At 49.0% G+C, this 23,741-nt stretch carries 22 protein-coding genes and 1 pseudogene; 19 read left to right on the top strand and 4 right to left on the bottom strand.

Annotation, left to right across the window (positions count from 1 at the left end):
* The first annotated feature begins 4 nt into the window (after positions 1 to 4).
* On the top strand, positions 5 to 1,222 hold the full coding sequence (gene fabF / locus R2Q26_RS12550) for a beta-ketoacyl-ACP synthase II (RefSeq protein WP_317536593.1): 1,218 nt from the start codon (positions 5 to 7) through the stop codon (positions 1,220 to 1,222).
* A gap of 21 nt (positions 1,223 to 1,243) precedes the next feature.
* Complete coding sequence (locus R2Q26_RS12545; RefSeq protein ID WP_317536592.1) at positions 1,244 to 1,507, top strand: acyl carrier protein; 264 nt, start codon at positions 1,244 to 1,246, stop codon at positions 1,505 to 1,507.
* Between the two features lie 11 nt (positions 1,508 to 1,518).
* Here R2Q26_RS12545 and R2Q26_RS12540 read toward each other — a convergent pair whose 3' ends face one another.
* Positions 1,519 to 2,787, bottom strand: a complete 1,269-nt coding sequence (locus R2Q26_RS12540) for a glucose-1-phosphate adenylyltransferase (protein ID WP_317536591.1) — start codon at positions 2,785 to 2,787, stop codon at positions 1,519 to 1,521.
* A 105-nt stretch (positions 2,788 to 2,892) separates the two neighbouring features.
* Between R2Q26_RS12540 and R2Q26_RS12535 the strand changes: the two genes are divergently transcribed.
* From R2Q26_RS12535 to R2Q26_RS15575, 7 genes and pseudogenes are all read left to right on the top strand, one after another.
* On the top strand, positions 2,893 to 3,054 hold the full coding sequence (locus R2Q26_RS12535; protein WP_317536590.1) for a hypothetical protein: 162 nt from the start codon (positions 2,893 to 2,895) through the stop codon (positions 3,052 to 3,054).
* 78 nt (positions 3,055 to 3,132) lie between these two features.
* A pseudogene (locus R2Q26_RS15580) lies at positions 3,133 to 3,635 on the top strand (hypothetical protein).
* A 32-nt stretch (positions 3,636 to 3,667) separates the two neighbouring features.
* The gene (locus tag R2Q26_RS12525; RefSeq protein WP_317536588.1) at positions 3,668 to 4,066 is read left to right on the top strand and encodes a hypothetical protein; all 399 of its coding nucleotides are present in this window, start codon (positions 3,668 to 3,670) and stop codon (positions 4,064 to 4,066) included.
* Between the two features lie 154 nt (positions 4,067 to 4,220).
* A complete protein-coding gene (locus R2Q26_RS12520; RefSeq protein WP_317536587.1) occupies positions 4,221 to 5,552 on the top strand; it encodes a UDP-glucose/GDP-mannose dehydrogenase family protein in 1,332 nt (443 codons plus the stop codon).
* 10 nt (positions 5,553 to 5,562) lie between these two features.
* The gene (locus tag R2Q26_RS12515) at positions 5,563 to 6,552 is read left to right on the top strand and encodes an NAD-dependent epimerase/dehydratase family protein (RefSeq protein ID WP_317536586.1); all 990 of its coding nucleotides are present in this window, start codon (positions 5,563 to 5,565) and stop codon (positions 6,550 to 6,552) included.
* A gap of 81 nt (positions 6,553 to 6,633) precedes the next feature.
* Entirely contained in the window at positions 6,634 to 7,806 is a 1,173-nt protein-coding gene (locus tag R2Q26_RS12510) for a glycosyltransferase (RefSeq protein ID WP_317536585.1), read from the top strand.
* A 1-nt stretch (position 7,807) separates the two neighbouring features.
* Positions 7,808 to 8,986, top strand: coding sequence for a glycosyltransferase (locus R2Q26_RS15575; protein WP_411182346.1), 1,179 nt, complete (start codon positions 7,808 to 7,810; stop codon positions 8,984 to 8,986).
* Here the strand turns inward: R2Q26_RS15575 and R2Q26_RS12495 are convergent.
* Entirely contained in the window at positions 8,953 to 10,668 is a 1,716-nt protein-coding gene (locus R2Q26_RS12495; protein WP_317536582.1) for an ABC transporter ATP-binding protein, read from the bottom strand. The two genes, R2Q26_RS15575 and R2Q26_RS12495, sit on opposite strands and share 34 nt — an antisense overlap.
* 382 nt (positions 10,669 to 11,050) lie before the next feature.
* On the opposite strand from R2Q26_RS12495, the gene R2Q26_RS12490 reads away from it, so the two are divergent.
* The gene (locus tag R2Q26_RS12490; protein WP_317536581.1) at positions 11,051 to 11,845 is read left to right on the top strand and encodes a nucleotidyltransferase family protein; all 795 of its coding nucleotides are present in this window, start codon (positions 11,051 to 11,053) and stop codon (positions 11,843 to 11,845) included.
* 260 nt (positions 11,846 to 12,105) lie between these two features.
* Here the strand turns inward: R2Q26_RS12490 and R2Q26_RS12485 are convergent, their stop codons facing one another.
* Together R2Q26_RS12485 and R2Q26_RS12480 are read right to left on the bottom strand one after the other, a co-directional pair.
* Entirely contained in the window at positions 12,106 to 12,723 is a 618-nt protein-coding gene (locus R2Q26_RS12485) for a response regulator transcription factor (RefSeq protein WP_317536580.1), read from the bottom strand.
* 14 nt (positions 12,724 to 12,737) lie between these two features.
* Entirely contained in the window at positions 12,738 to 14,105 is a 1,368-nt protein-coding gene (locus R2Q26_RS12480; protein WP_317536579.1) for a cache domain-containing protein, read from the bottom strand.
* Positions 14,106 to 14,304: 199 nt separating this feature from the next.
* Here R2Q26_RS12480 and R2Q26_RS12475 point away from each other — a divergent pair, with 199 nt between their 5' ends.
* The 9 genes from R2Q26_RS12475 to R2Q26_RS12440 all read left to right on the top strand — a co-directional run bounded on the left by R2Q26_RS12475 (position 14,305) and on the right by R2Q26_RS12440 (position 23,343).
* Positions 14,305 to 16,377: a carbon starvation CstA family protein gene (locus R2Q26_RS12475; RefSeq protein ID WP_317536578.1), complete on the top strand. Its 2,073-nt coding sequence runs from the start codon at positions 14,305 to 14,307 to the stop codon at positions 16,375 to 16,377.
* Positions 16,378 to 16,416: 39 nt separating this feature from the next.
* Positions 16,417 to 16,596 carry a YbdD/YjiX family protein gene (locus R2Q26_RS12470; protein ID WP_371113270.1) on the top strand — a complete coding sequence of 60 codons (180 nt, stop codon included), beginning with the start codon at positions 16,417 to 16,419 and terminating at the stop codon, positions 16,594 to 16,596.
* Between the two features lie 51 nt (positions 16,597 to 16,647).
* A complete protein-coding gene (locus R2Q26_RS12465; RefSeq protein WP_317536577.1) occupies positions 16,648 to 17,343 on the top strand; it encodes a hypothetical protein in 696 nt (231 codons plus the stop codon).
* 451 nt (positions 17,344 to 17,794) lie between these two features.
* Positions 17,795 to 19,726 (top strand): S9 family peptidase, encoded by a 1,932-nt coding sequence (locus R2Q26_RS12460; RefSeq protein ID WP_317536576.1) that lies wholly within the window; start codon positions 17,795 to 17,797, stop codon positions 19,724 to 19,726.
* A 266-nt stretch (positions 19,727 to 19,992) separates the two neighbouring features.
* Positions 19,993 to 20,688, top strand: coding sequence for a phospholipase D family protein (locus R2Q26_RS12455; RefSeq protein ID WP_317536575.1), 696 nt, complete (start codon positions 19,993 to 19,995; stop codon positions 20,686 to 20,688).
* A gap of 89 nt (positions 20,689 to 20,777) precedes the next feature.
* Positions 20,778 to 20,966, top strand: a complete 189-nt coding sequence (locus R2Q26_RS12450; protein WP_317536574.1) for a hypothetical protein — start codon at positions 20,778 to 20,780, stop codon at positions 20,964 to 20,966.
* 275 nt (positions 20,967 to 21,241) lie between these two features.
* A complete protein-coding gene (locus R2Q26_RS12445; RefSeq protein ID WP_317536573.1) occupies positions 21,242 to 21,787 on the top strand; it encodes a DUF4917 family protein in 546 nt (181 codons plus the stop codon).
* A 131-nt stretch (positions 21,788 to 21,918) separates the two neighbouring features.
* Positions 21,919 to 22,326, top strand: a complete 408-nt coding sequence (locus tag R2Q26_RS15570; protein ID WP_411182345.1) for a DUF4917 family protein — start codon at positions 21,919 to 21,921, stop codon at positions 22,324 to 22,326.
* 57 nt (positions 22,327 to 22,383) lie between these two features.
* The gene (locus R2Q26_RS12440) at positions 22,384 to 23,343 is read left to right on the top strand and encodes a hypothetical protein (RefSeq protein WP_317536572.1); all 960 of its coding nucleotides are present in this window, start codon (positions 22,384 to 22,386) and stop codon (positions 23,341 to 23,343) included.
* The last annotated feature ends 398 nt before the right edge of the window (positions 23,344 to 23,741 follow it).

The following is a 23,741-nucleotide window of genomic DNA, read 5'->3' as shown; positions in this document are numbered from 1 at the left end:
TTGTATGCGTATCGTTGTGACAGGGATGGGGGTTGTTTCACCGATCGGAATTGGCGTTGATCAGTTCTGGGATGCGGCCGTTAAGGGTGTAAGTGGAATCCGCCGCATTCAAAGCTTTGATGCATCCAGACAACGTTCCCAGATTGCCGGCGAGGTAATTGGATTTGATCCAACCTCTTTTTTGTCCGCCAAGCAGGTGGAACAGACAGACAGATTTACCCAGCTAGCATTACGTGCTGCTAGTTTGGCGCTGGAAGATGCCGGTAGCCTTGAAAGTTATGCGCCGCAACGCATGGCTGTGAGCTTGGGGTCAGGGATGGGTGGCTTTGCCACATTTGAGTCCTCCGCTGCACGCAAGCTGCAGAATAAATCCATGCCTCCTTTTACTGTGCCCCGGATCATGGCAAATTCTGCAGCCGCCTGGATAGCAACCAAATACGGACTGAAAGGCGTTAATCTGACTTGTAGTACGGCCTGCTCTTCGGGAGGAAATGCAATCGGCATGGGACTTGATCTTTTGCGCACAGGAAAGGCAGATGCTGTCATTGCAGGGGGGGCAGAGGCCTGTGTCTTGCCGCTGACCATGTCGGGTTTTGAAGCCTTGTTTGCGTTATCTACTCACTTTAATAATGATCCAGAACATGCCTCCAGACCTTTCGCCAAAGACCGCGATGGATTTGTTATTGGAGAAGGGGCAGGGATACTCATTTTGGAGAAAGAAGAAGAAGCCGTGAGGCGTGGAGCCAAAATTTATGCTTACCTGGCAGGCTATGGTTGCGCCTGCGACGCAACGCATATCGTCGCACCAGAAGTGGAAGGGCAGGTATCAGCCATGAAAGCTGCCATTCAAGATGCCGGTATGCAACCAGAGAGGGTAGACTACATCAACGCCCATGCGACTTCTACTCCACTGGGTGACATTGTTGAAACTAAAGCTATTAAAGAACTTTTTGGAGAACATGCGCAAGAGATTGCTATTAGTGCTACCAAATCGCTGATTGGTCATACTATCGGTGCATCGGCCGCGATTGGCAGCATTGCCACCGTTATGACACTGCATAGTGGTACGATTCATCCAACTATTAATCTTGCTGAGGCTGATCCCGAGTGTGATCTCAGTTATACGCCTAATCAGGCAATCCAGAAGAAAGTCCAAACCGCTATGTGTAACGCATTCGGGTTTGGCGGCAACAACGTAAGCATTGTTTTTACAACTCTTTAAAACACAGGTGTAATTTCAGATATGGATAATATGGATAAAACAGATATTGAAGCGAAAGTAATACAGTTTATCGCCTCAAAGGTTGAAAATGTGGATGTTTCCAAAATAACGACTGCTTCACAATTTGGGGAGCTAGGGCTCGATTCCATGGATACTGTCCAATTGCTGTTTGATGCAGAAGAAGAATTTGGCGTTTCTTTTGATGGTGACGAAGTCAAAAATCTTCGCAGTGTTGGAGATATTATCAATTATATCAATAATCACCCTCCTTCTATGTCTGCATAAGAACTCAAATGTTATTCAGCATAACCCGGCCCATGGTCACGTGAGCCGCGCGCAAAAAAACTGATCTTGCCCATTGGCACCACCACGATTCCACTGGGTGTGACAACGTACTTCTCGCTATCTGCTTGCCGATCGAAGCCAAGTTGGGTGTTGGCTTCGATGATGTTATGTCGGTCGACGATTGTGCGCCGTAGCCGGGCATTACGTCCTATCCGGACATAATCCATGATGATGCAATCTTCCAATTCGGCGCCTTCTTCCACCACAGTTTCGCGGCGCACGATACAATTGTGAATACGCGTGTTTTTATGGATAACGCAGGCTGCTCCAAACAAGCTATTTTCAATTTGACCGCCCAGGATCCTTGCCACCGGACCTTGATAGTTACTGGAAAAGATAGGCCATTGTGGATTAAACGCGTCGAAACGGGGATTGTCTCCCAATACGTCCTTATGCACGTCAAAATAGGCGTCGATAGTGCCGACATCGCGCCAATAGCCCACTTCCTCATAAGGCTTAATGCCGGGTATTTCATTGTTGGAAAAGTCATAGGCATATAAGCGCCTGCTGGTCATTAAACGCGGTAATACATGGCGTCCGAAATCGGTCTCGCCAAGTCGGTGGGCTTCGCGTAATGCTTCTACTAATACCTCGGTATTGAATAGATAGTTTCCCATGGAAGCATAGGCTCGGCTGGGATTAGATGGCATAGATTTAGGTACCGCGGGTTTTTCTTGAAACTCGCAAATTCTTCCATCCGCTTCAGTACCAATAATGCCGAAGCTCGATGCTCGTTCTAACGGTACCGGCAAGGCTGCGATAGTGATATCAGCCTGATGCTCTCGATGAAACCATACCATCTGGTTGATATCCATCCGGTAGATGTGATCAGCACCAAACACGGCAACAATATCGGGTTGATGTAATTCGATGAGTCTGAGGCTCTGATAAACAGCGTCTGCAGTACCTTTAAATTGCAGGGTTTCCTTGTGCATCTCTGGAGGCACTACTGTGACAAATTGGCTAGGCAGTAAGGGAGATATTACCCAAGCTTTTCGAATGTGTTCAATGAGTTCTTGTGATTTATACTGCACTAACAGGTAGACAGAATTTATTCCGGAATTGATCAGGTTGCTTAAAACAAAATCTACAATTCGATATCGTGCACCAAAGGGAACAGCAGGTTTACAACGCTCTGCGGAGAGTGGATTTAAACGTTTACCCTCTCCTCCCGCCAGCACAAACGCGATAATTCTGTCCGGATGTCTTCTGTCTTTCATTTTCTGCTCTCTGTGATGATGTTTCTTTGGGCTTATTGCCATATCAAAATATTAGCCTATATGAGCACTAGAGCGCACTTTAATTTGCTAAGGATCAAGAGGGTCATGCTGGTAGATCGTTCCAGTAAAAACTTTATCGCTCGCAGTGAGCCGCTAATACCGGACTTCGACGAGCGCATGCTGAACGGTATTTTTGAAAATATTATGTGGAAACGTTCTACTAGATGGATTCCGCGAAGACGCTGGGATAAAGGAGCTATCTTCTAAGCAACTTATCATCTGGTTTGTGTTCAAATCGATCGTATTGAGCAGCGTTCGTTGGTTCCATTGAACAATCACTTGCCGATGACTGTTTCTCCCACCATTATAGGAGAAGCACGAAGTTTGACCAAAAGAAAAGAGGAGGATGTAATGAAAACAATTCATGTCATCTCTCATACCCACTGGGACCGCGAATGGTATCGTACCTTTCAGCAGTTTCGCCTGCAACTTGTTTATCTTGTGGACGGTTTGCTCGATATGCTTGCGAAGGATCCTAATTACAAATACTTCATGCTCGATGGGCAGACGATCGTGCTGAATGATTACCTGCTGATGCGACTCGAAGCAGAAGATACTCTGAAGGAGCATGTCCGCAATAGGCGCATCTTGATCGGTCCTTGGCATATCTTGCCTGATATGTTTCTTGTCAGTCCGAAGCGCATATTCGCAACCTGCTGGTAGGCGAACGAGAAGCGCGCAAGTTTGGTCAGAAAATGATGATCGGTTATATGCCTGATTCTTTCGGGCACATCGGACAGATGTCGCAGATCTTGCGCGGATTTGGAATGGAAAACGCTTGTCTCTAGCGTGGATTGGATGATCAGCCCGCCGAGTTTTGGTGGCAATTCCCGGATGGTTCGCGTGTGTTGACGATGTATCTACACGACCACCCTTTGTGGACAGCACCCGGGATCTACCGGTCTTGCGTGATGTGCGTATTGTGCGCGGTTCTGTCCGGCAAGCAATGATTGTTTCTCTCGTGTTGACTGTTCTCTCCGGTTTAAGCGCGGGTAGAAGATCGCACTCAAGCGAGATGGTGGAACTTCCCATCACGACTATCCTCATGCCATGGCGCAAATTCAAAAAAGCTGAACGAATAAATATGGCGGAGCAAACAATCAGTTCACTCAAGACTGGACGAAACGGAGAGGTAATGATCACCGTGCGGGGGCACGAAGTGGCTTCGGTTATGTTTGGGGAATTGTGGGCTTTCCTGATCATGCAACAGCATGTTTGACGACACATCTGCCTTTGCGTATATTTTTCTTATACCGAGTCGGGCGTGTTGGTTAAGGTGGCACTCATACCGATCTGCTGGCAACGTAGGGGCGCATGCTCATGTACACTCAATCCAGATTGCGCAGGAATTGAACCTTTAAAAAGGAAAACTCATGAGAGTTACTGTCGTAGGTGCGGGTTATGTTGGACTGGTCACTAGCGCTTGTTTCGCTGATGTGGGAAACGATGTATTGTGTATCGATACCGATTCCCAAAAAATCGAGCGCCTCAACCGCAGTGAAATTCCCATACGTGAACCAGGACTAGAGACCATGGTCACTCGCAATTGCGCGGCGGGGCGCTTGCGATTCTCCATGAGCTATGACGAGGCGGTGACCCATGCGTCACTCATCTTCATTGTCGTGGGCACACCCTCCAGTGAAGACGGTTCGGCCGATTTGTCGGGCGTATTATCCTGTGCTCGCGCCCTGGGCCAAAAAATCGCGCGCGACACCTTGGTGGTAGTCAAATCCACCGTTCCTGTAGGCACTAATGACCGGGTGCTGGCCGCCTTGCAAAAGGAACTTCAGCAACGCAGTGCAAACATCAAGGTGAGCACTGCTTCAAACCCTGAATTTCTTAAAGAGGGTGCCGCTGTTGATGATTTCATGCGGCCAGACCGGATCATAGTGGGTGTAAACGATGCAGCTTCCGCAGAAACGCTACGTGCGCTCTATATTCCTTTCAACCGCAACCGTGAGCGGTTGTTGGTGATGGATGTGCGCTCGGCCGAATTTACCAAATACGTCGCTAACGCCATGCTGGCTCTGCGCATCTCATTTATGAATGAGATGGCCAACATGGCCGACCGGCTGGGCGTGGATATCGAAGAGGTCCGCTACGGCATAGGCGCGGACCCACGCATTGGTCCTCACTTTTTGTATGCCGGCATAGGCTTTGGTGGTTCGTGTTTCCCCAAAGATCTGCGCGCGCTGGTGCGCCTCGCTGATGATATTGCAGAACCTGCTCTTTTGCTGCGTTCCTCCCTTAAAGTCAACGAACGGCAGCGCGGTATTCTGTTTGAAAAGATCAAAACATTTTTTGGCGGCAACATGCAAGACAAAACCATTGCGCTGTGGGGTTTGGCTTTCAAAGCCAATACCGACGACATGCGCGAAGCTCCCAGTCTTACGCTGATCCATTTGCTCACTCAATCAGGTGCGCGTGTGCGTGCCTACGATCCGGCCGCTATCGACAATGCCCGTCAGATATTCAAGACCACTCATGGCATCGAGTTCGCCGCTTCGGCGCGTGAAGCTTGCCATGGTGCTGACGTGCTTGCTGTCATCACCGAATGGCTGGAGTTTCGCAGCCCCGACTTTGAATGGCTCGCCGCCACACTGAAAAACAAAGCCCTGTTCGACGGCCGCAACCTCTACGATCCCGCTTTCGTGCGCACATGCGGATTGCGGTATTTCGGTGTGGGGCGGGGGCGCAGCAGCTAGCCGCACCATTATGCACGCCCCCATCATCATCACAGGTGCCGCTGGTTTTATTGGCATGCACCTGGCTCAGGCGCTGCTAGCACGCGGTGAGCAGGTAGTGGGCTTGGATAACCTCAACGACTACTACGATCCTGCGCTTAAAGAAGCACGGCTGGCGCAGTTGCAAGTCGATCCAGCTTTTGCCTTTGAGCATGTAGACATTACCAACCAGCAAGCGCTTACTGCGCTACTCGTACAGTTGCGCCCCAGACGCATCGTGCATCTGGCCGCGCAAGTGGGGGTACGCCATTCAATCACGCACCCGCATGCTTTCATCGATGCCAACTTGATGGGCTTTCTCAACGTGTTGGAAGCAGCACGCCATTTGCAGGGCGAAGGGGCGTTCGAACATTTGGTGTATGCGTCCAGCTCGAGCGTTTATGGTACCAACAGTAAGATACCGTTTGCGGTTGAAGATCGAGTGGATGCACCTGTGAGTCTGTATGGGGCCTCCAAGCGCGCCAATGAATTGATGGCGCTGGTTTACGCGCGCCAATTTAGGATAGCCGCGACGGGTTTGCGTTTTTTCACGGTGTATGGCCCCTGGGGGCGACCTGACATGGCAGCCTTCAAATTCACGCGCGCGATTCTGGTGGGCGAGTCGATAGACGTATATAACCACGGCCAGTTACAGCGCGATTTCACTTATATCGATGACGTCGTAGCTGCTGTGTTAGTCGTGCTGGATCGCCCCGCACCAGCTGTGGAAGGTGTGCCCCATGCGCTCTACAACATCGGCAACCAGCAGCCTGAGCCATTGTTGCGCTTTATTGAGGTGCTGGCTCAGGCACTGGGGTGCACCCCCATGATGAACCTGCTGCCGATGCAAGCGGGTGACATGCCGACTACTTATGCCGACACCACGCCGCTACAACGCGATTTCGGCTGGCGTTCTACCACAACGATCGACCAGGGCTTACCACGATTTGTGGCCTGGTACCGTGGATACTATGCGGTTTGATTGCCAGGCATCGGCTGACTGCCACTTCTTCACCATGTACACTTGGTGTGCAAATACTGAGCGGAGGGTAAACGTACGACCATGGACAGAGGAGAACTACTGCACGTTGGGGTGTTTTTGTCCGGTCTGAGCGGCGGCGGTGCTCAACGGCGCAGTTTGCTGCTCGCACGTGGCTTCTTGGAACGCGGCTGCGCGGTCGATGTCATTGTCGTACATGGCGAAGGCCCGTTCCGCACTGCGCTCCCGTCTGGTGCGCGATTGTTCACGCTCGAGCCGCACGCGGCCCACTTGCCGCTAATCCGACGCATCAAGGGGCTGTGGGTGTTGAGTAGTCTATTTGCCTTGGCCCGCTATCTTGCAGCAGTACGTCCTGACATCCTGCTTTCCACCTCGATCCCCGCCAACCTGGCGGCAGTATGGGGACGGGCACTATCGCGCACCCGCACGCCTATCGTGATCACCGCCAATCTCAATCTCACACAAGCGACGGCGAAGTGGGGCGCACTCGTTGCGAAGCCGCTGCGCTGGCTGATTGCGCATGCTTATAGCAGCGCACAAGCAGTCATCGCCATTTCCCGCGGAGTAGCCGAAGATCTCCTCGCGGTGACCGGCATTCCCGAGGAGCGCATATTCCAGATCTACAATCCACTCGATCTTGAGCTTGTCGCTCGCCAGTCACGTGAGACTGTCGACCATCCATGGTTGGTCGCCGGCGCGCCTCCTGTCATACTCGCAGTCGGCAAGCTCAAGCTGCAGAAGGATTACACGACGCTCGTTCGAGCCTTTGCAAGCGTACGTGCGAAGCGCGAAGCGCACCTGGTGATCTTGGGCGAAGGCGAAGAGCGCGCGCGTATCGAACGTCTCATCAGAGATCTTGGCGTCGAAGCCGATGTCTACCTGCCTGGCTTCGTCGAGAACCCCTTTGCCTGGATGGCGCGTGCGCCGGTCTTCGTACTCGCATCGGCCTGGGAAGGCTTCAGCAACGTGTTGCTCGAGGCACTCGCCTGCGGCTGCACGATCGTAAGCACGGACTGCCCAAGCGGTCCACGCGAGATTCTCGCTGACGGTAAATTCGGCTATCTGGTCCCGGTTGGAAACGATGCAGCGCTAGCCGATGCAATCTTAGCGGCATTATCGACGTCCTCACAACGCGAGTATTCGGTCGCACGAGCAGCGGAATTTAGCTTTGGCGTCGCTGTAGAACGTTATCTCACGGTTCTTCGCCGCACCCGTGCGCTTAGAGAGGAGAACTGACATGCGGATTGCCCTATTCATCTACTCCCTGCGCGGCGGTGGTGCTACGCAGCGTACCCTCACGCTCGCCAACGGATTCGCCGAAAGAGGGTATGCTGTCGATCTCGTGGTTATCGCCGACGAGAGCGCTGGCATCGCGCTACACTCCGGTGTGAGGGTGGTTGTGCTTAAGCAAGGTTGGCACCATCTGTTCGAGAAGCTCAATCGCCGCATCAACCTGCGCGGGCTGTTCACCGCCAGTGCCATACCGGCACTGATGTGCTACCTTCGAGACGAGCGCCCCGATGTGCTGCTTTCGTGTGCGAGTCATATCAATCTGATTGTCACACTTGCGCGCCGTTTCTCCAAGACGAACATGCCCCTCGTTCTGCGTGCGAGCAATTACCCGTCGGGTAATATCCGTTGGTGGCCTCCGTTCGAGCAAGCGATCGGCAGGCTACTACGATGGACGCTGGGCGTTGTTTACCCGTGGGCTGACCATATTATCGCGGTATCCCAGGGTGTCGCGCGCGAGGTGCAGCGCCTTACCGGTCTGCCTGACGATCGGGTCACAACTATCTATAATCCCGTGGTCGGTCCTTACATTGCACATCGTGCCACGGAGTCTGTCGACCACGCTTGGGTCGCCGACCGCCATGCTGCGCTTATTATTGCTGTCGGTCGCCTGACTGTACAGAAAGACTATCCAACGTTAATCCGGGCTTTTGCACGGGTCCGCGCAGTACGCACGGCACATCTGGTGATCCTCGGAGAAGGGCGTCAACGTCACAAGCTCGAGAAGCTCGTGCATGAGCTCCGACTCGATAACGATGTCGCGCTCCTGGGTCATGTCGACAATCCGTTTGCGTGGATGTCGAAGGCAGCAGTGCTCATTCTGTCTTCGACATGGGAGGGATTACCTGGTGTGCTGATCGAGGCACTTGCCTGTGGCTGTCCGGTGGTGTCGACCGATTGTCCGAGTGGTCCGCGTGAGATACTTGAAGAAGGAGCAATCGGTCCCTTAGTGCCGGTTCATGACGACAAGGCTCTCGCAGCAGCCATTCTCACGCTTCTCGCGGCACCCCCGAACCGTGCAAAGCTCCTTCGTCGGGCTGAAGATTTTCGTATTGATGCCGGGGTTGATGCTTACCTGCGTGTGCTCACGGCTCAGGTCGCGGCGCGTGGCGCTTCACCTGGGTAAAGCAGCACAACATGACCGTACTCGAGCCGGTAGGCTTGGTCCGCCAGAGAAAGCGGAGTTTGCTGGTGTGAGACTGCGAGAATTGTCACTTGGCCGCAGAGCCCTGCTACCATCTGCCATATCGCTTCCTCGCTAGCGGTATCCAGCATCGAAGTGGGTTCGTCCAGGATGAGGAGCTGCGGACGACGCACAAGGGCGCGTGCGATTGCGATGCGCTGGCGCTCGCCTCCAGAGAGTTTGGCACCAAGCTCGCCGACACTGCTGTCAATGCCTTGTGGCAGGTGCTCGATGAATTGCCACGCACCACAGCGTCGCAGCGCATCCTCGATGTCTGCCCGACGGATTTCTGGATCACCGAGCGATACATTTAGGGCGATACTCTCATTAAACAGCACAGTCTCCTGCGGAACATAACCGATCATGCGTCGCCATGTGGTCGCATCTAGCTCGCTAAGTTGCACGTCGTCCACATAGATGTCGCCCGACTGCGGGCTCACCAAGCGGGCAAGCAAATCGATAATCGTGGTCTTGCCGGCGCCAGATGGCCCAACGAGTACAGTGAACTTGCCGGCCGGAATGTCGAAAGATACACCATCGAGGACCCTGTACGTGTCGTGAGCGAAGACCACGTCGCGTAGCACAATGTCGCGTGATAGGTGCGGTATTTTGTTGCCAGTAATCGTTTCACGCTCGGCCTCAGCTGCCTCGACGGTCGAGAGCAGTGACCAGTATGCGCTCTCTTTCTCGGCCATATCCTGGTATTGTCGCTGTGCTTTGTTGAGGCTCGTCAGCATGCGAATGAAGACAAGCGCGAGCATGAATACTAATGAAAGATCAAGGCCGAGCACTACGACGCACACATACACACTAACAGCGACGTAGGACATGAGCGCCATGTCCTGGAGCGCTGCGACAGCTTCTTTGGTGATTACCTGACGGCGTAGGGCAGTGTTAAGCTGCTTGGTCTCATTTACGAGTATCGGCGCGACAATCGGCTCACGCCCCATGACCTTGACGAGCTTGACACCGCGAAAGACATCGATGAGACGGGTGATGGCATCTTTTTGCAGCACCGTTTGCTGTGCACCTGCAGCCCGTGTTACGCGGACGAGGCGACTGAGGATCAAAACGGTGATGATCCCGAGTGAAATCGCTACAACGGACGCAGGCGAGGAGGTCATTGCGGCAACGACTGCATAGGTGACTACGATAATTAGCTGCGATATCATCGTGACGCCTGCCAAATAAGCTTGTGATGCGCGTGTGGCCTCCGTTGCGAATGCGTTGGCGAGCGTTCCGACGGGCTGACTCGTGAAGTATGTCCAACGAGTGCAGAGTAAGGCGCGTAGCAAACGCAGGCGCAAATCGGTAGCGACCTGCGCTACGGTGTAGCCGACCTGGCGGTTGGCAACGAGCAGCAGCACGGATTTGATCAGCAACGCTATGAGAATCACCAATAACAGAACAGGTGTGGACGGATGGAGCCCCACGAACGACAACAAGGATTCCATTATCTGGCCGAGTGCTGAATGTTCGCTAACCGGTCGGTTACTCGCGAGGCTCAGCAGCGGAAGCAGTGTGGAAAACCCGAAACCCTCCACTGCCGCAGCCAGTACCAGCGACGCGATCACCAGCGCGCTGCGCCATGGATCGCTACGGGAAAAGATGAGCAGTAGTTTCATGCTCGTAGTCTGTTATGCAGCTCTCATTAAATTTTATGGCAATCTGAGTTTCTGCACGCCGTACCGAGGGTGTGTGCTTCAAGGTGTCGTTTCATGTATGCTCCGCTTTGTAATTGTTGATAACATTGTTTCAAGCATATACCGTAGTAGCGGGTAGCTCCTAATGGAAAAATATTCTCATGGAACAATAAAATACGTAATGAATTTAAGTGTAATTCCATTTCTAAATCGGACCTGACTTTGTCGGCTTCTCCGCCGTATTATTTATACTGTCTGCGGCTCGCCTTTTTATCATGTTTGATTTGGAAATAAAATAAGTGGCAGCAAGCAATATAAGCAATATTGGTTTTATGAAAAAACATTTTATTACAAGGGGTAGAGCGTGACTCAAGACACATCATATGCTGCTTTGGTGCTTGCAGCAGATCGTACCGCAAACGATGCGGTTGCCAGCAAAGCAGGCGTTGCCTGTAAAGCGTTTGCTCCTGTTGGCGGTACGCCCATGATCATCCGTGTGCTGGATGCATTGGCCGCGACTCACATGATTCAATCGACCATACTATGCGGCCCACCCAAAGCATTATTGCCTCAATGCCCAGAACTGGTTAAGCGTATCGAAAGCGGACAAATTGTCTGGATCGCCAATGAGAATTCTCCTAGCCGCAGTGCTGAAAAAGGGCTGGCAGCAGTGAAGGAGCAAACACGCGTTTTGCTTACCACAGCCGATCATGCGCTACTTACACCAGAAATTGTGCAATATTTTTTAAATGCATCGAGCGCGACTGATTGTGATGTGACGGTAGGTATGATCGATCATGAAATCATCAAAGCTGCTTTTCCAGGACGCAAGAAAACAGTTATCCGCTTACGTGATGGAGATTTTTGTGGTTGTAACCTGTATACATTTAATCATCAAGGCCGTGAACTCATTTCATTTTGGCGAAGGGCTGAAGATCAACGCAAGCGACCCTGGCGGCTGATTGGACGGGTCCTTGGTTGGCGAGCCGTATTGAGTTACCTGTTTGGCTATTTAACGCTCACACAAGCGCTGAAAAGTATTTCGGCAAAAACCGGGGTAAGGATACAGGCAATTAAACTGCCATTTGCAGAAGCGGGGATTGATGTCGATAAGGCTAATGATTTGCTGCTGGTAGAGTCCCATTTAAATAAACAATGAAGCATCCTGTTCCTTGGGGATGGGCAAGCCTATATGCTTGAAGGAAATGACATGATTATCCAATGGAAGAATGTATTGTCAGGCGCTTTTTATACCAAAAGTTTCTTAGAAAATTTTCTTAACGAAAAATCTCGGTTGAAAACTGTCTCATGCGTATTCTGGACTAGCAGAAAGCTAATTATGTTTTGTTTTTTTATTTAGGATTAAGGTAATGGTGAATTCCCAAAGTGCTATTTCAGTTAAACCATACGACTCGTCGTTTAATTTGGATAACACTTGATAGCATATTGATAGAGCTCAACTGCATTTTTAAGACAGCGCTTCGACATGATATTAGCACGATGTGTTCTCACAGTAGTTGGTACGATATTAAGCTTTTGACTGATTTCCTCATCTTTTTTTTCTTCGGCAATGAGTTTTAATACTTCCTCTTCTTTAGAGGTTAGAGGTTCTACATATCGTTGTTGTCTTGGTAAAGAAGGGTCCAGATAAGATCCACCTGTGACGATAATTTCGATCCCTTTTATTAAATTTTCTATCCCTGCGCCTTTTGGTACGTAGCCGCGTGCGCCAGCATTGATGGCGCGTCTCACGACTTCTTCATTATTTTCTCCGCTGTATACCAGAATGGCTAAATCAGGATATTCTTTAATAAATTCCGAGGTCAGACTGATACCGTTGAGTTTAGAATCCAAACGAATATCCATTATCACAAAATGAATTTTATTATTTTTGATAGAACTCCACGCTTCATCTGCATTCTTGGCCGTAGCCACCACATTAACTATGGGAACAGCTGTTCTTAGGATTTCACGAATGCCCGAAGCTACTATATCGTGATCTTCAACGATCATGGTATTGATGGTAGGTGTCATCATAGTAAATCCAAAGATTAGTGCAGGGGAATTGTGGCAATGACTGAAGTACCATTTGTGGATGAGGTAAGCTGAAAAACACCATTTTCAGCTTCAATTCGCTCTCTCATGTTGCGCAAACCTAATCCCCTATTTGGATCGTCGTTGACATGGTCTAAATCAAATCCGTGACCGTCATCGTGTATTGCTAACATTACACAACGCGAGTTATTCTCCAACCGTATGGACACTCGTTTGGCGGATGAGTATTTCGTGGCGTTGGCGATAGCCTCTTTTGCGACTAAAAACAGCGCTTGTTCAGCAGTTGAGGGCAACTCATTCATCTTACCAAGAGTACTCAACTCAACTTGCATTGCGTCGCTGTCAAAATGATGTACACATAAATGCAAGGCTCCTTCTAAACCAAGGGATTCTAGATTGAAGGGACGAAGATCATGTACCACTCGATTGATATCTGCTAAGGTATCGTCCACTAGTGAGATGGCTTCCTTGAACGTATTCTGTGCGTCGGCTGGTTTTTGCGGGTGCTCTTGCGTAAGTCTATATAATCGATAGATACCCAGTTCAATTTTCATTTTGATAACCACCAGCATGGGCTTGATAGAATCGTGTAATGCATTGGCTATTCTTGTACGTTCTTCCTCTTGCGTTTTTATGATGCGTTGTGTTAATGCGCTAAGCTGGGCATCCACTATACTACGTCCTCTGATGCTCCACATCAGCCCTGAGACGATTGCTATTACGCTTAGAGATGAAATCAAAGTAATCCACAGCATTGTGTCAAAGATATTTAGAGAAGCTTGTTTGTCGAGCTTAGCTAACGCTGCATTAATATCATCTAAATAAACGCCAGTACCCAGCACCCAGCCCCAGTTCTCTAGGACAAAGACATAAGCGCGTTTGGGCACAGGAACAGCACTTTGATTGGTTGGTTTTTGCCACATATAATCCAAAAAACCTCCTCCTTCAAGTGCGCGACTGATTAACCTCTGTATCGATGGATTACCATTAATATCTCGTAGATCCCATAAATTTTGGCCCACTAGTTCAGGTTGGTGGGGATGCATGAGGAAGGTACCCTCAAGGTCAAACAGGAAGAAATAACCATCTGGACCATAATTTAAGCTTCTCAAAATTGTTTTCGCTTCATCCATGGTAGCTGCATCTGCTCGGCCTGAGTCATAAAGGTGCGCAATAGACTGTTCGGCTAATGTGCTGTAGTTCTTCAATTCGATATCTTTACTGTCTCTGTAAGCACGTTCAATAGATTGGCGTTGCTGTTGTTCCAATAAAGCAGCCCGGTGATACACAGTAAATGCAATTGAACTAAGCGCCACAAGGAGTGGCGCCACAGCAAACCAGATAATCTTATTTCGTAAATTCATCTAGTCAGTCTATATCGCCAAACCGAAGTTGGCATCCACAAAATGTGTAGATGATCTCCATATTTTAGAGGATGTACGAGATGCTTCTTTGTTCAATACTGAAATCATATTGCCCTTGCTTCAATGCGATTTTTAGATAGCGAGAAAGCCAGGTCAATTTAAGACAAAGAAAGATGTTTAATCAACTTAGGAGGAAATAATGAAAAATCTAAGCACGAAACTTGGCTGGCTGATGTTTTCTCTCACTGGTGCTTTTGCTTTTGGTGTCATAGCACTGCATCAAGGTGAGTCAATTGGTGCTATCTGGATCATCATTGCAGCTATCTGTGTCTATATTATTGCTTATCGTTTTTACAGTCTGTTTATTGCGAATCGAGTATTGAAATTAGACTCGACCCGTATGACTCCGGCCTATAAGCTTAATGACGGTCTGGATTATGTCCCCACTAATAAATATATTTTATTTGGACATCATTTCGCAGCAATTGCTGGGGCTGGTCCCCTGGTGGGTCCGATCCTGGCTGCCCAGATGGGTTATCTGCCCGGCATGTTATGGCTTCTAGTCGGTGTGGTATTTGCTGGCGCAGTGCAGGATTTTATCGTGCTATTCATCTCCACCAGACGCGATGGTCGATCACTGGGTGATTTGATCAAATCTGAGTTAGGCCAATTACCTGGCATGATCGCAATGTTTGGTACATTCTTTATCATGCTGATCTTGCTAGCAGTTCTGGCTTTGATTGTTGTTAAAGCACTAGCCGAATCTCCCTGGGGTACCTTTACAGTTGCCGCGACCATACCAATCGCTTTGTTCATGGGTATTTATACGCGCTATTTCCGGCCAGGATCCATTGGTGAAGTCTCATTCCTCGGCTTTATTCTATTAATGTTATCGATAGTGAGTGGGCAGTACGTCCAGGAAATTCCTGCATTAGCCGCTATTTTTACTCTAACGAGCGAACAATTGACCTGGTTATTAATTGCCTATGGTTTTATTGCTTCTGTGCTACCGGTCTGGCTGTTACTGGCGCCACGCGACTATTTGTCTACCTTTTTAAAGATTGGCACCATTGTGGGGCTAGCCATCGGCGTCATCTTTATTTCACCCGAACTCAAGATGCCTGCGTTCACACAGTTTGTGGATGGCTCCGGCCCGGTCTGGTCAGGAAGTCTATTTCCCTTTCTGCTTATTACCATCGCTTGCGGTGCGATCTCAGGATTTCATTCGCTGATCGCATCCGGTACTACACCTAAGATGATTCAGACTGAAATGGATGCCCGTTTCATAGGTTATGGCGCGATGCTCATGGAATCGTTTGTAGCCATGATGGCGCTGCTTGCCGCAGCAACACTTGAACCAGGAATCTATTTTGCCATGAACAGTCCTGCGGCAATCATTGGCACCACGGCAGAATCAGCTGCACAAACCATTGCGCAATGGGGTTTTTATGTTACACCCGAGATGATTAATCAAACTGCGCATAACGTAGGGGAACATAGCATCATTTCCCGAACAGGAGGTGCACCTACGCTGGCAGTCGGCATGGCGCAGATCATGTCTGAATTGATGGGCGGTACCGCCATGATGGCTTTCTGGTATCACTTTGCCATACTATTCGAAGCGCTTTTTATTCTGACGGCAGTTGATGCCGGAACCCGTGCTGGTCGCTTCATGTTGCAGGATCTATTGGGTACTTTTGTGCCAGCAATGAAGCGTACGGATTCTCAGCTTGCCAGCTTAACTGCAACCGGCCTTTGTGTCGCCGGCTGGGGATATTTTCTCTATCAGGGGGTAGTTGATCCCCTGGGTGGAATCAATACATTGTGGCCATTGTTTGGCATTTCAAACCAGATGCTGGCGGTGATAGCACTGATTCTTTGCACGAGTGTGCTATTTAAGATGAAGCAAGATCGCTTTGCCTGGGTCACTATTGTTCCCGCTATTTGGGTCATGGTCTGCACGCTCACGGCTGCCTGGCAGAAGATTTTTGATGTTAATCCACGTATCGGCTTTCTGGCGCATGCTAATCAATACAGGGAGGCAATCGCGGAAGGCATGGTGCTAGCTCCGGCTAAATCTATTGAGCAAATGCAGCAGGTCATTTTCAATGATTACGTGAATGCATCGTTGGCAGGCATGTTCATGCTGGTTTTAATCAGCATACTTTTCTTTGGAATTAAAGCAGTATTAAAAGCACGCGTTATTCATCACTCTACTGCCAATGAGGCGCCTTTTGAGTTATTACCCGCTCATGCAATTACTGAGAAATAAACACTGGAGAAACGAGTGATGGATAACAAAATTACCCAAATGATCCACCATTTCTCTCGAAGCATGCGGTTAATGGTCGGCGTGCCTGAATACGATACTTATGTGGCGCATATGAAAAATTCGCACCCAGATCAGCCCATCATGTCTTACCCGAAATTTTTCCGTGAACGCCAGGAATCGCGCTACGGTGGTAATGGAAAAATCAGCCGCTGCTGTTAGGAAAGTTGAGGAATTTTTATTAAACGATTTTATTAAAGGTAAAAGTAAGTTATGACTCGAATCAAAACTATTTTCTATATATTTATCTCCGTTGTTTTAACTGCTTGTGCCGGGCCGACGGTAAAGCTTGATAGCAATTATTGGGGGTCAGGCGCGAAGACGATTGCAGTGGTTATGGATCCCGTCCCTGCACAGGCAGCAGCATATAAAGAAGGGATGCAGGGCTTATTGGATATTGCGATTAATAATGCGATGGCATCGGGTTTGGAAGGGCATTTAAAAACCATTAATGTTCAAGAAGCGATTACGATTAAACAAACTCTCGAAGCTAAGCTTACGAAGATGGGGCATAAAACAATTCAAATAGAGCCGTCGCTAACCTATGATAAGCTGCCAGACTTTAAAACGCCCTCTTCTGAAGGGGTTTTTAGTAAGAAAGATGTTAAGTCTTTACTTAAAGATGAAAAAGCGGATGCACTTTTGTTTATTTACACACCCAAAGTGGGCACTGTGCGAAGTTATTATAGTTTTATTCCGCTTGGGGCACCGAAGGCGACTGCAACATTTGCTGCTGAAATGGTGTCTGCCAGCAATAATAGAATACTGGCAAACCTCAGCACCACATCTATCACTCCGATAGAGGGCAGTTGGGACCAATCCCCTGACTACCCGAATGTCAGCGTGGCAATTATAAAGAACCTCCAAGCAGTGCAGACTTTGTTTGCGACTGAGCTGCTTGGAAAATAAAGATTGTTTTGCTTTTGACTTGCGCCTATAAATCTTTCTAAGTCAGTAAATTAGGTAATCCATCGGCTATGCCGAGGCGTTGTTGAATAAATTAAAATTTAGCCAAAGCTTCCCTCTCTCATTTTGTTTCCCTATGATGAGCAGAACATTTACTACTGAAATCCGCTTGTGGGCTCCAGGGTGATTCCCTGGTCCGATATAGAAGAAATGGCTTACTCAAATCTCATGAAAAGTTACTATATAAAGGCGCCGCAGGTAGGCCGAATTTGGTGTTCTAGTATGTTTGAAGGTTACCAGGAGTTGGATGAATTTATTAAAAGAAGGTTGATGAGTTGTATAAAGAAGAACGCTAACCATCCCATCTAGCCAACGCTTCCTACCCAGTGCGGCTGATGAATAACGCTGAACACCACAATAAACTCAATATTTCGCACTTAAGTAAAAGGAGATAATGATGACACCTCAGATTGCTGCATATGGTTCCTGGAAATCCCCTATTACAGCGGATGATGTTTTTGCCAAGTTTATCGGCCTTAGAGGTATCCAACTTGATGGCAACAACCTGTATTGGTGCGAACTGCGGCCAGATGGACGCACCGTTATTGTCTGCCGCGCATCTGATAAACAGACAATTGATCTAACGCCTCCAGACTATAATGTACGTACTCGCGTACATGAGTATGGGGGTGGTGATTATCTCGCTGCCGGTGGGATGATTTATTTTTCTAATTTCACTGATCAGCAACTGTATCGACAAGTGCCGGGTGAAGAGCCACAATCATTTACTCACATAGCAGGCATGCGCTATGCGAATGCCATTCTGGATGCTATCCATGACAGGATCATCGTGGTGCGCGAAGATCATACAACCGATGCTCTCCAGCCGGTTAATACATTGGTAAGTATCAGTACAGCAGGTGACGATGATGGGCAGATTCTGGTTTCTGGCAGTGATTTTTATTCCAGCCCGTGCCTCAATCCGGAAGGCACTCGGCTAGCTTGGCTGACATGGAACCATCCCAACATGCCATGGGATGGCACTGAGCTGTGGGTAGCGGAATTGCTGGCAGATGGCACTATCGGTCAGCGCACCTTAGTAGCCGGGGGCAAAGCTGAGTCGATATTCCAGCCGCAATGGTCACCCGATGGGACGCTGTATTTCATTTCGGATCGAACAGGCTGGTGGAATCTATACCGCTGGCATGAACAGCAAGCAGAGGTGGAAGCACTCTGCCCCATGGAGGCTGAATTTGGTGAGCCGCAATGGAAATTCGGCATGTCCACCTATGGCTTTGCATCAGCCGATAAGTTAATCTGCGCTTATTCTCAGAAGGGTTATTACTGCCTTGCTTCCCTTGATATACGCACTCTGCGCTTGCATCAGTTTGCTCTCCCCTACACTGTCATTAGCAATGTACGAGTCGCAGACGGTCAAGTTTTTTTCATCGCCGGTTCTGCTACTGAGCCTGTCGCTTTGGTGCAGTTCGATTTGACCACCAAAATAATCAGAGTATTGCGGCGTTCTCAGGAAATCACGCTTGACTCCACCCATTGCTCGATTGCTCAGCCAATCGAGTTTCCGACAGAGCAGGGTTTTACCGCGCATGGTTTCTTCTATCCGCCCAAAAATCGCGACTTTATCGGCAGGCCTGAGGAGCATCCACCGCTATTGGTCATGAGTCACGGGGGACCAACGGCTGCAACTCTGCCGCTGTTTCGTTACAGTATACAATATTGGACCACACGCGGCTTTGCTGTGCTGGATGTGAATTACACCGGCAGTACCGGCTATGGCCGCGCTTATCGTGAGCGGCTCAAAGGCCAATGGGGTATCGTGGATGTCGCCGATTGTGTCAATGGCGCACGCTATCTAGTGAGTCAAAGGCTGGTGGATGGTAACCGACTGGCCATTACCGGCGGCAGTGCTGGCGGTTATGCCACATTGTGTGCGCTTACGTTCTTTAAGCTATTTAGCGCGGGTGCCAGTTACTATGGCGTCAGCGATCTAGAGGCGCTAGCGCGGGACACGCACAAGTTCGAGTCACGCTACCTGGACGGTCTGGTTGGCCCCTATCCAGAGCGGCGTGACCTTTACCTCGCCCGTTCACCTATTCAGCACATCGAGCAATTAGCCTGCCCGCTGATCCTTATCCAGGGGCTCGATGATCCCATCGTGCCGCCTAACCAGTCACAGATGATGTTCGACGCCTTGCGTAACCGCGGATTGCCGGTGGCATATGTTACTTTTGCAGGAGAACAGCACGGCTTCGTCAAAGCAGAGAACAACAAGCGGGCGCTGGAGGCGGAGCTCTATTTCTACTCGCGCATCTTCAAGTTCGAACTGGCAGATGAAATTGAGCCTGTGCAGATTGAGAACTTGTGATGCTGGGCACCAGAACAAAGGGGTAGAGATAATGCTTAAACCTGAATTGGTCTTGTATTTGATCAAGAAATCGTAATTTATTTAGCATATTTTCTGATCTAACAAAGTTTGATATGATGGAGCTAAATCGACGAAATTCTATAAAACATAATAAGATAGAATGCAGCTTGCCGGGTTAGATTTCATTTTTGATGTCATATATTGCGTCATTTTGGATATCTAATTCTGGTTAGCCCTTATCATTACAGTCCCCTCATGGAGCCGGAATGGCAAAGTTTCTGAACACAAGCGCGACGAACTACTTTCTTGAGGAACTCATCAAGGGTGCCAAGGATCGGCTAATCCTCATCAGCCCCTTTCTCCGGCTCAATGACAGAATCAAGGAGCTTCTCGAAGACAAGAACCGCTTGAAGATCGACGTAAGGGTCGTCTACGGCAAGAGCGAGTTACAGCCCGAAGAAATCAATTGGTTGAGAGAGTTGTTATATCTTCGGACTAGCTTTTGCAAGAATCTTCACGCCAAGTGCTACCTCAATGAGGAGCTTTGCATCATTACGAGCCTGAACCTCTATGAGTTCAGCCAAGTGAATAACAACGAAATGGGGATTCTGATCCGTCGCTCCGAAGACCCTGATCTCTATAAAGAAGCCTACGAGGAAGCACAGCGTATCATCCGTATCAGCGATGAAATTCGTATCTCCGTAGAGACCGTTGAAAAGGAAACAGAGTCAATCCCAGAAGGCGAAGACCCCACGCCTGACAAACTGACCACCTCCAAGCTGGCGCAGAAGTTTGGCGTCAAGACCAATGAACTGATTGAACGCCTCACGAAGGCTGGCTATCTCGAAGTGAGGGAAGGCAAAAACTACATCACGCCGAAAGGAAAGGAAGTCGGTGGTGAGTTCCGTATGAGTACGAAATTCGGGCCGTATTTTCTATGGCCAGAGAACTTTCAGCCGTGAGAACTAGCCTACTGGTCAACCGAACCGCCTGCAAGCTGTGCTTGCAGGTTCCCTCCGCAGAATAAGGGACAGACTACAGTTTCGGTTATGTGAGAAACATATTGCTGGATTCTGGTGTGAACAATGGGGGCAGATGTTGTATCGCAAGACTTGACCCCCTTGTTCCGAAAGCAGAGAACAACAAGCGTGCACTGGAAGCAGAACTCTATTTCTACTCACGCATTTTCAAGTTCGAACTGGCAGAAGAGATTGAGCCTGTAGAGATTGAAAACCTGTGATGCTGGGCATTAGAACAAAGGGATAGCGATAATGCCAGGGTCTGGGTTGGTTTCATTCCTCATCCAAAAGCTGTGATTTATTCATCATATTTGTGGATCTAACAAGGTTTGTTATGATGCCAACTAAATCAACCCATTTCCATAAAATATAAGGAGATAGCATGCAACTTACCGTAATAGATTTTACTTTTGACATAATACATTACGTCATTTCGGAGGTCTAATTCTAGTCAGGCATCTTCAAGCTAATTCACGACACAGTCTTCAGGGGGCATATGGAATTGATGTCATTCGCGGAAGTCTCTTCATCGCTCAAGAAGAAGAACCGCGCTATATCCTTGCTTCTGGGTAACGGCTTTAGCATGTCCTACGACATCAACATCTTTTCGTACAACGCGCTCTACACATTCTTGACGTTACAAGAAGATGAGTTGCTCAACAAGCTCTTTAGTATCATCAAGACCAAGAACTTCGAGCTCATCATGCAGCAGTTGGATATGACTATCGCCTTGCTCGAAGCATTTGGTTCAGATGCAGTTCTTCAGGAGCAAATACGACCCGCAAGTCAGAGACTGAAGAACGCGCTACTGAAGTCCGTAAAGGAACTTCACCCTGAACACGTTTACAAGATACCAGAGGAAAAGAGCACGGCGTGTGCAAACTTTCTTCGGCTGTTCTTAGAAAGCGGCGAAAGTATCTACACGACCAACTACGATTTGCTCCTCTACTGGGTTTTTATGCGACAAGAAGTCGCCAACCCAGTCGATGGGTTTGGTCGCGAACTTGAAAATCCAGTTGAAGCCGCCGAGGGCGAAGAGTAGGAGTGGTCGGAACTGATTTGGGGGCCAAACAAATCAAATCAGAACATTCACTACCTGCACGGCGCGCTCCACCTTTTTGACTCTTGCGCTGATGTCGTCAAAGAGCAGTACAACTCTCGAACGGATATCTATTGGAGAACATTAGTGCGCGCCTAGACGAAGGTAGCTACCCCATCTTCGTCACCGCGGGAAACGGCAAAGAGAAGCTGGAGCACATCCGGCACAACCGCTACCTGTCTTACTGCTATGACCGCTTTTGCGAAGTGGACGGGTCACTTGTGACGTTCGGCTTTAACTTCGGCCAATACGACGAACACATCATTGAAGCAATAAACAAGGCCGCTAAGTTCAGTTCTAAGCAACCTCCCAAACTTTGGAGCATCTACATAGGCGTCTACTCGGATGCAGACATTGAACATATCAAATCAATTGAGAAGAAGTTCCACCCAAAGGTCCGATTGTTCGATGCTAAGACTGCGAATGTCTGGGGGTGCGTAAGCAGATGCCCAACTCTGCGATCCACCGGACTTTGCGCATAAAGCCGCGCAAGGCCAGTAATCTTGAACGTTATGCGCTTTGAAACCTAAGGGGTGAGAATGAGGGAAGAAAAATACATTGGCTACATTAAGTACGAAGGAGAACTCGTCAAAGATGGTTTGATGGATGCTCGACGCCAAGCAAAATCATTGCTTGCGTTTGATTCAGCTCTCCGATATTTCATAGCCAAACAAGCCCCGGACTTCAGAAATCTGGATTTCGAGATTCCCGTACGGGTCCGCAAAGGCTCATGGGAAGCCCTCATTCCTGAAACTGTCGCTGGCTGGGTTCAAGCTGGGCTGGGCGTAGTAGCTACCGCTTACTTCACCAAAGCCGCCCAGAAGATGGCAGAAAAGGACTTCGCAGACTTCGGGATAACCGATCTATTCAGAACGGCTATCGATTCCATAAAGTGGTTTGCCCGGATTGGCAAACACATGGGTGATGTCGCTATCCGTGAGTTCAAGAACATTAAATTTGCCGAGGACGGGTCTCTAGTCGGCATAGTCAATGAAGATGGTGAGGTTCTCTTTGTGCCGAAGCGCATCTTTGATCTCTATGTTAATACCAATCCCAAGTTACTCGAGGAGTTAGCAGCGAACGTCCAAGAAGGAAGAACTTTAGCCATTGGAGCGATGAAAGACGGCGAGCTTGACGAAGAAGTTGTCGGTCCCAGTGATAGGGCAATTTTTTGCGATGAGAATGATGAGCTAGAGGATGATATTTTGTTCCCTGAGCTTGTCCATGGCGATTACGTCGTTCTTGTAGGCGAGGTTACGCGCGAGAACAAGACCTCAAACTCAATGGGCTTCAAGTACAACGAACACATTCTGACCGCGTATCCGGAATCCGGCAGTATTGTGCCTTACAAACCGCTGCTATTCCTGAAGTGCCGACTCTTTGGTACGGTCAATCGTATTGACGAAAAGGGCTGGATCGGTGCCAGAAGGCCAAAACTATATTTTTCTAACCTTGAGCCGTTGGAAGACGAAAACAACAACGGGAAGCTGTTTGAGTGATCACGCATAACGAGTAAGGTTAGGTCGTGCTATAGCCACGACCTGAGCCGTTTGTTGGATGGACCCGACAGGATTGCCAACAATACACGTAAAGGGGTTAAGTTTGTGTTGTAACAAACATTGAGCTATTCTTCGATTCGTTGGAATTGAGGAATCTGCAATCGCGAGACCACTAAGAATTGAAGTGCCCGGTGGCTTATATCATGTGACCTCTCGCGGAGATCGTCGGGAAGAGATTTATCTGGACGATTCTGATCGTGCTTATTGGTTGACGTTGTTCGGTCACGTTTATAAACGATTTAATTGGATTTGTCATGCGAACGTAGAATAGGGGACAGACCACGATTTCTAACTAAGCGCTATTAATTGGAAACAATCGTGGTCTGTCCCCTTTATCC

Origin of the sequence: Nitrosomonas sp. Is37 (assembly GCF_033063275.1) — a bacterium.
Taxonomy (GTDB): domain Bacteria; phylum Pseudomonadota; class Gammaproteobacteria; order Burkholderiales; family Nitrosomonadaceae; genus Nitrosomonas.
The sequence above is the reverse complement of the archived record's forward strand: the minus strand, read 5'-3'. Positions and strand labels throughout refer to the sequence as shown.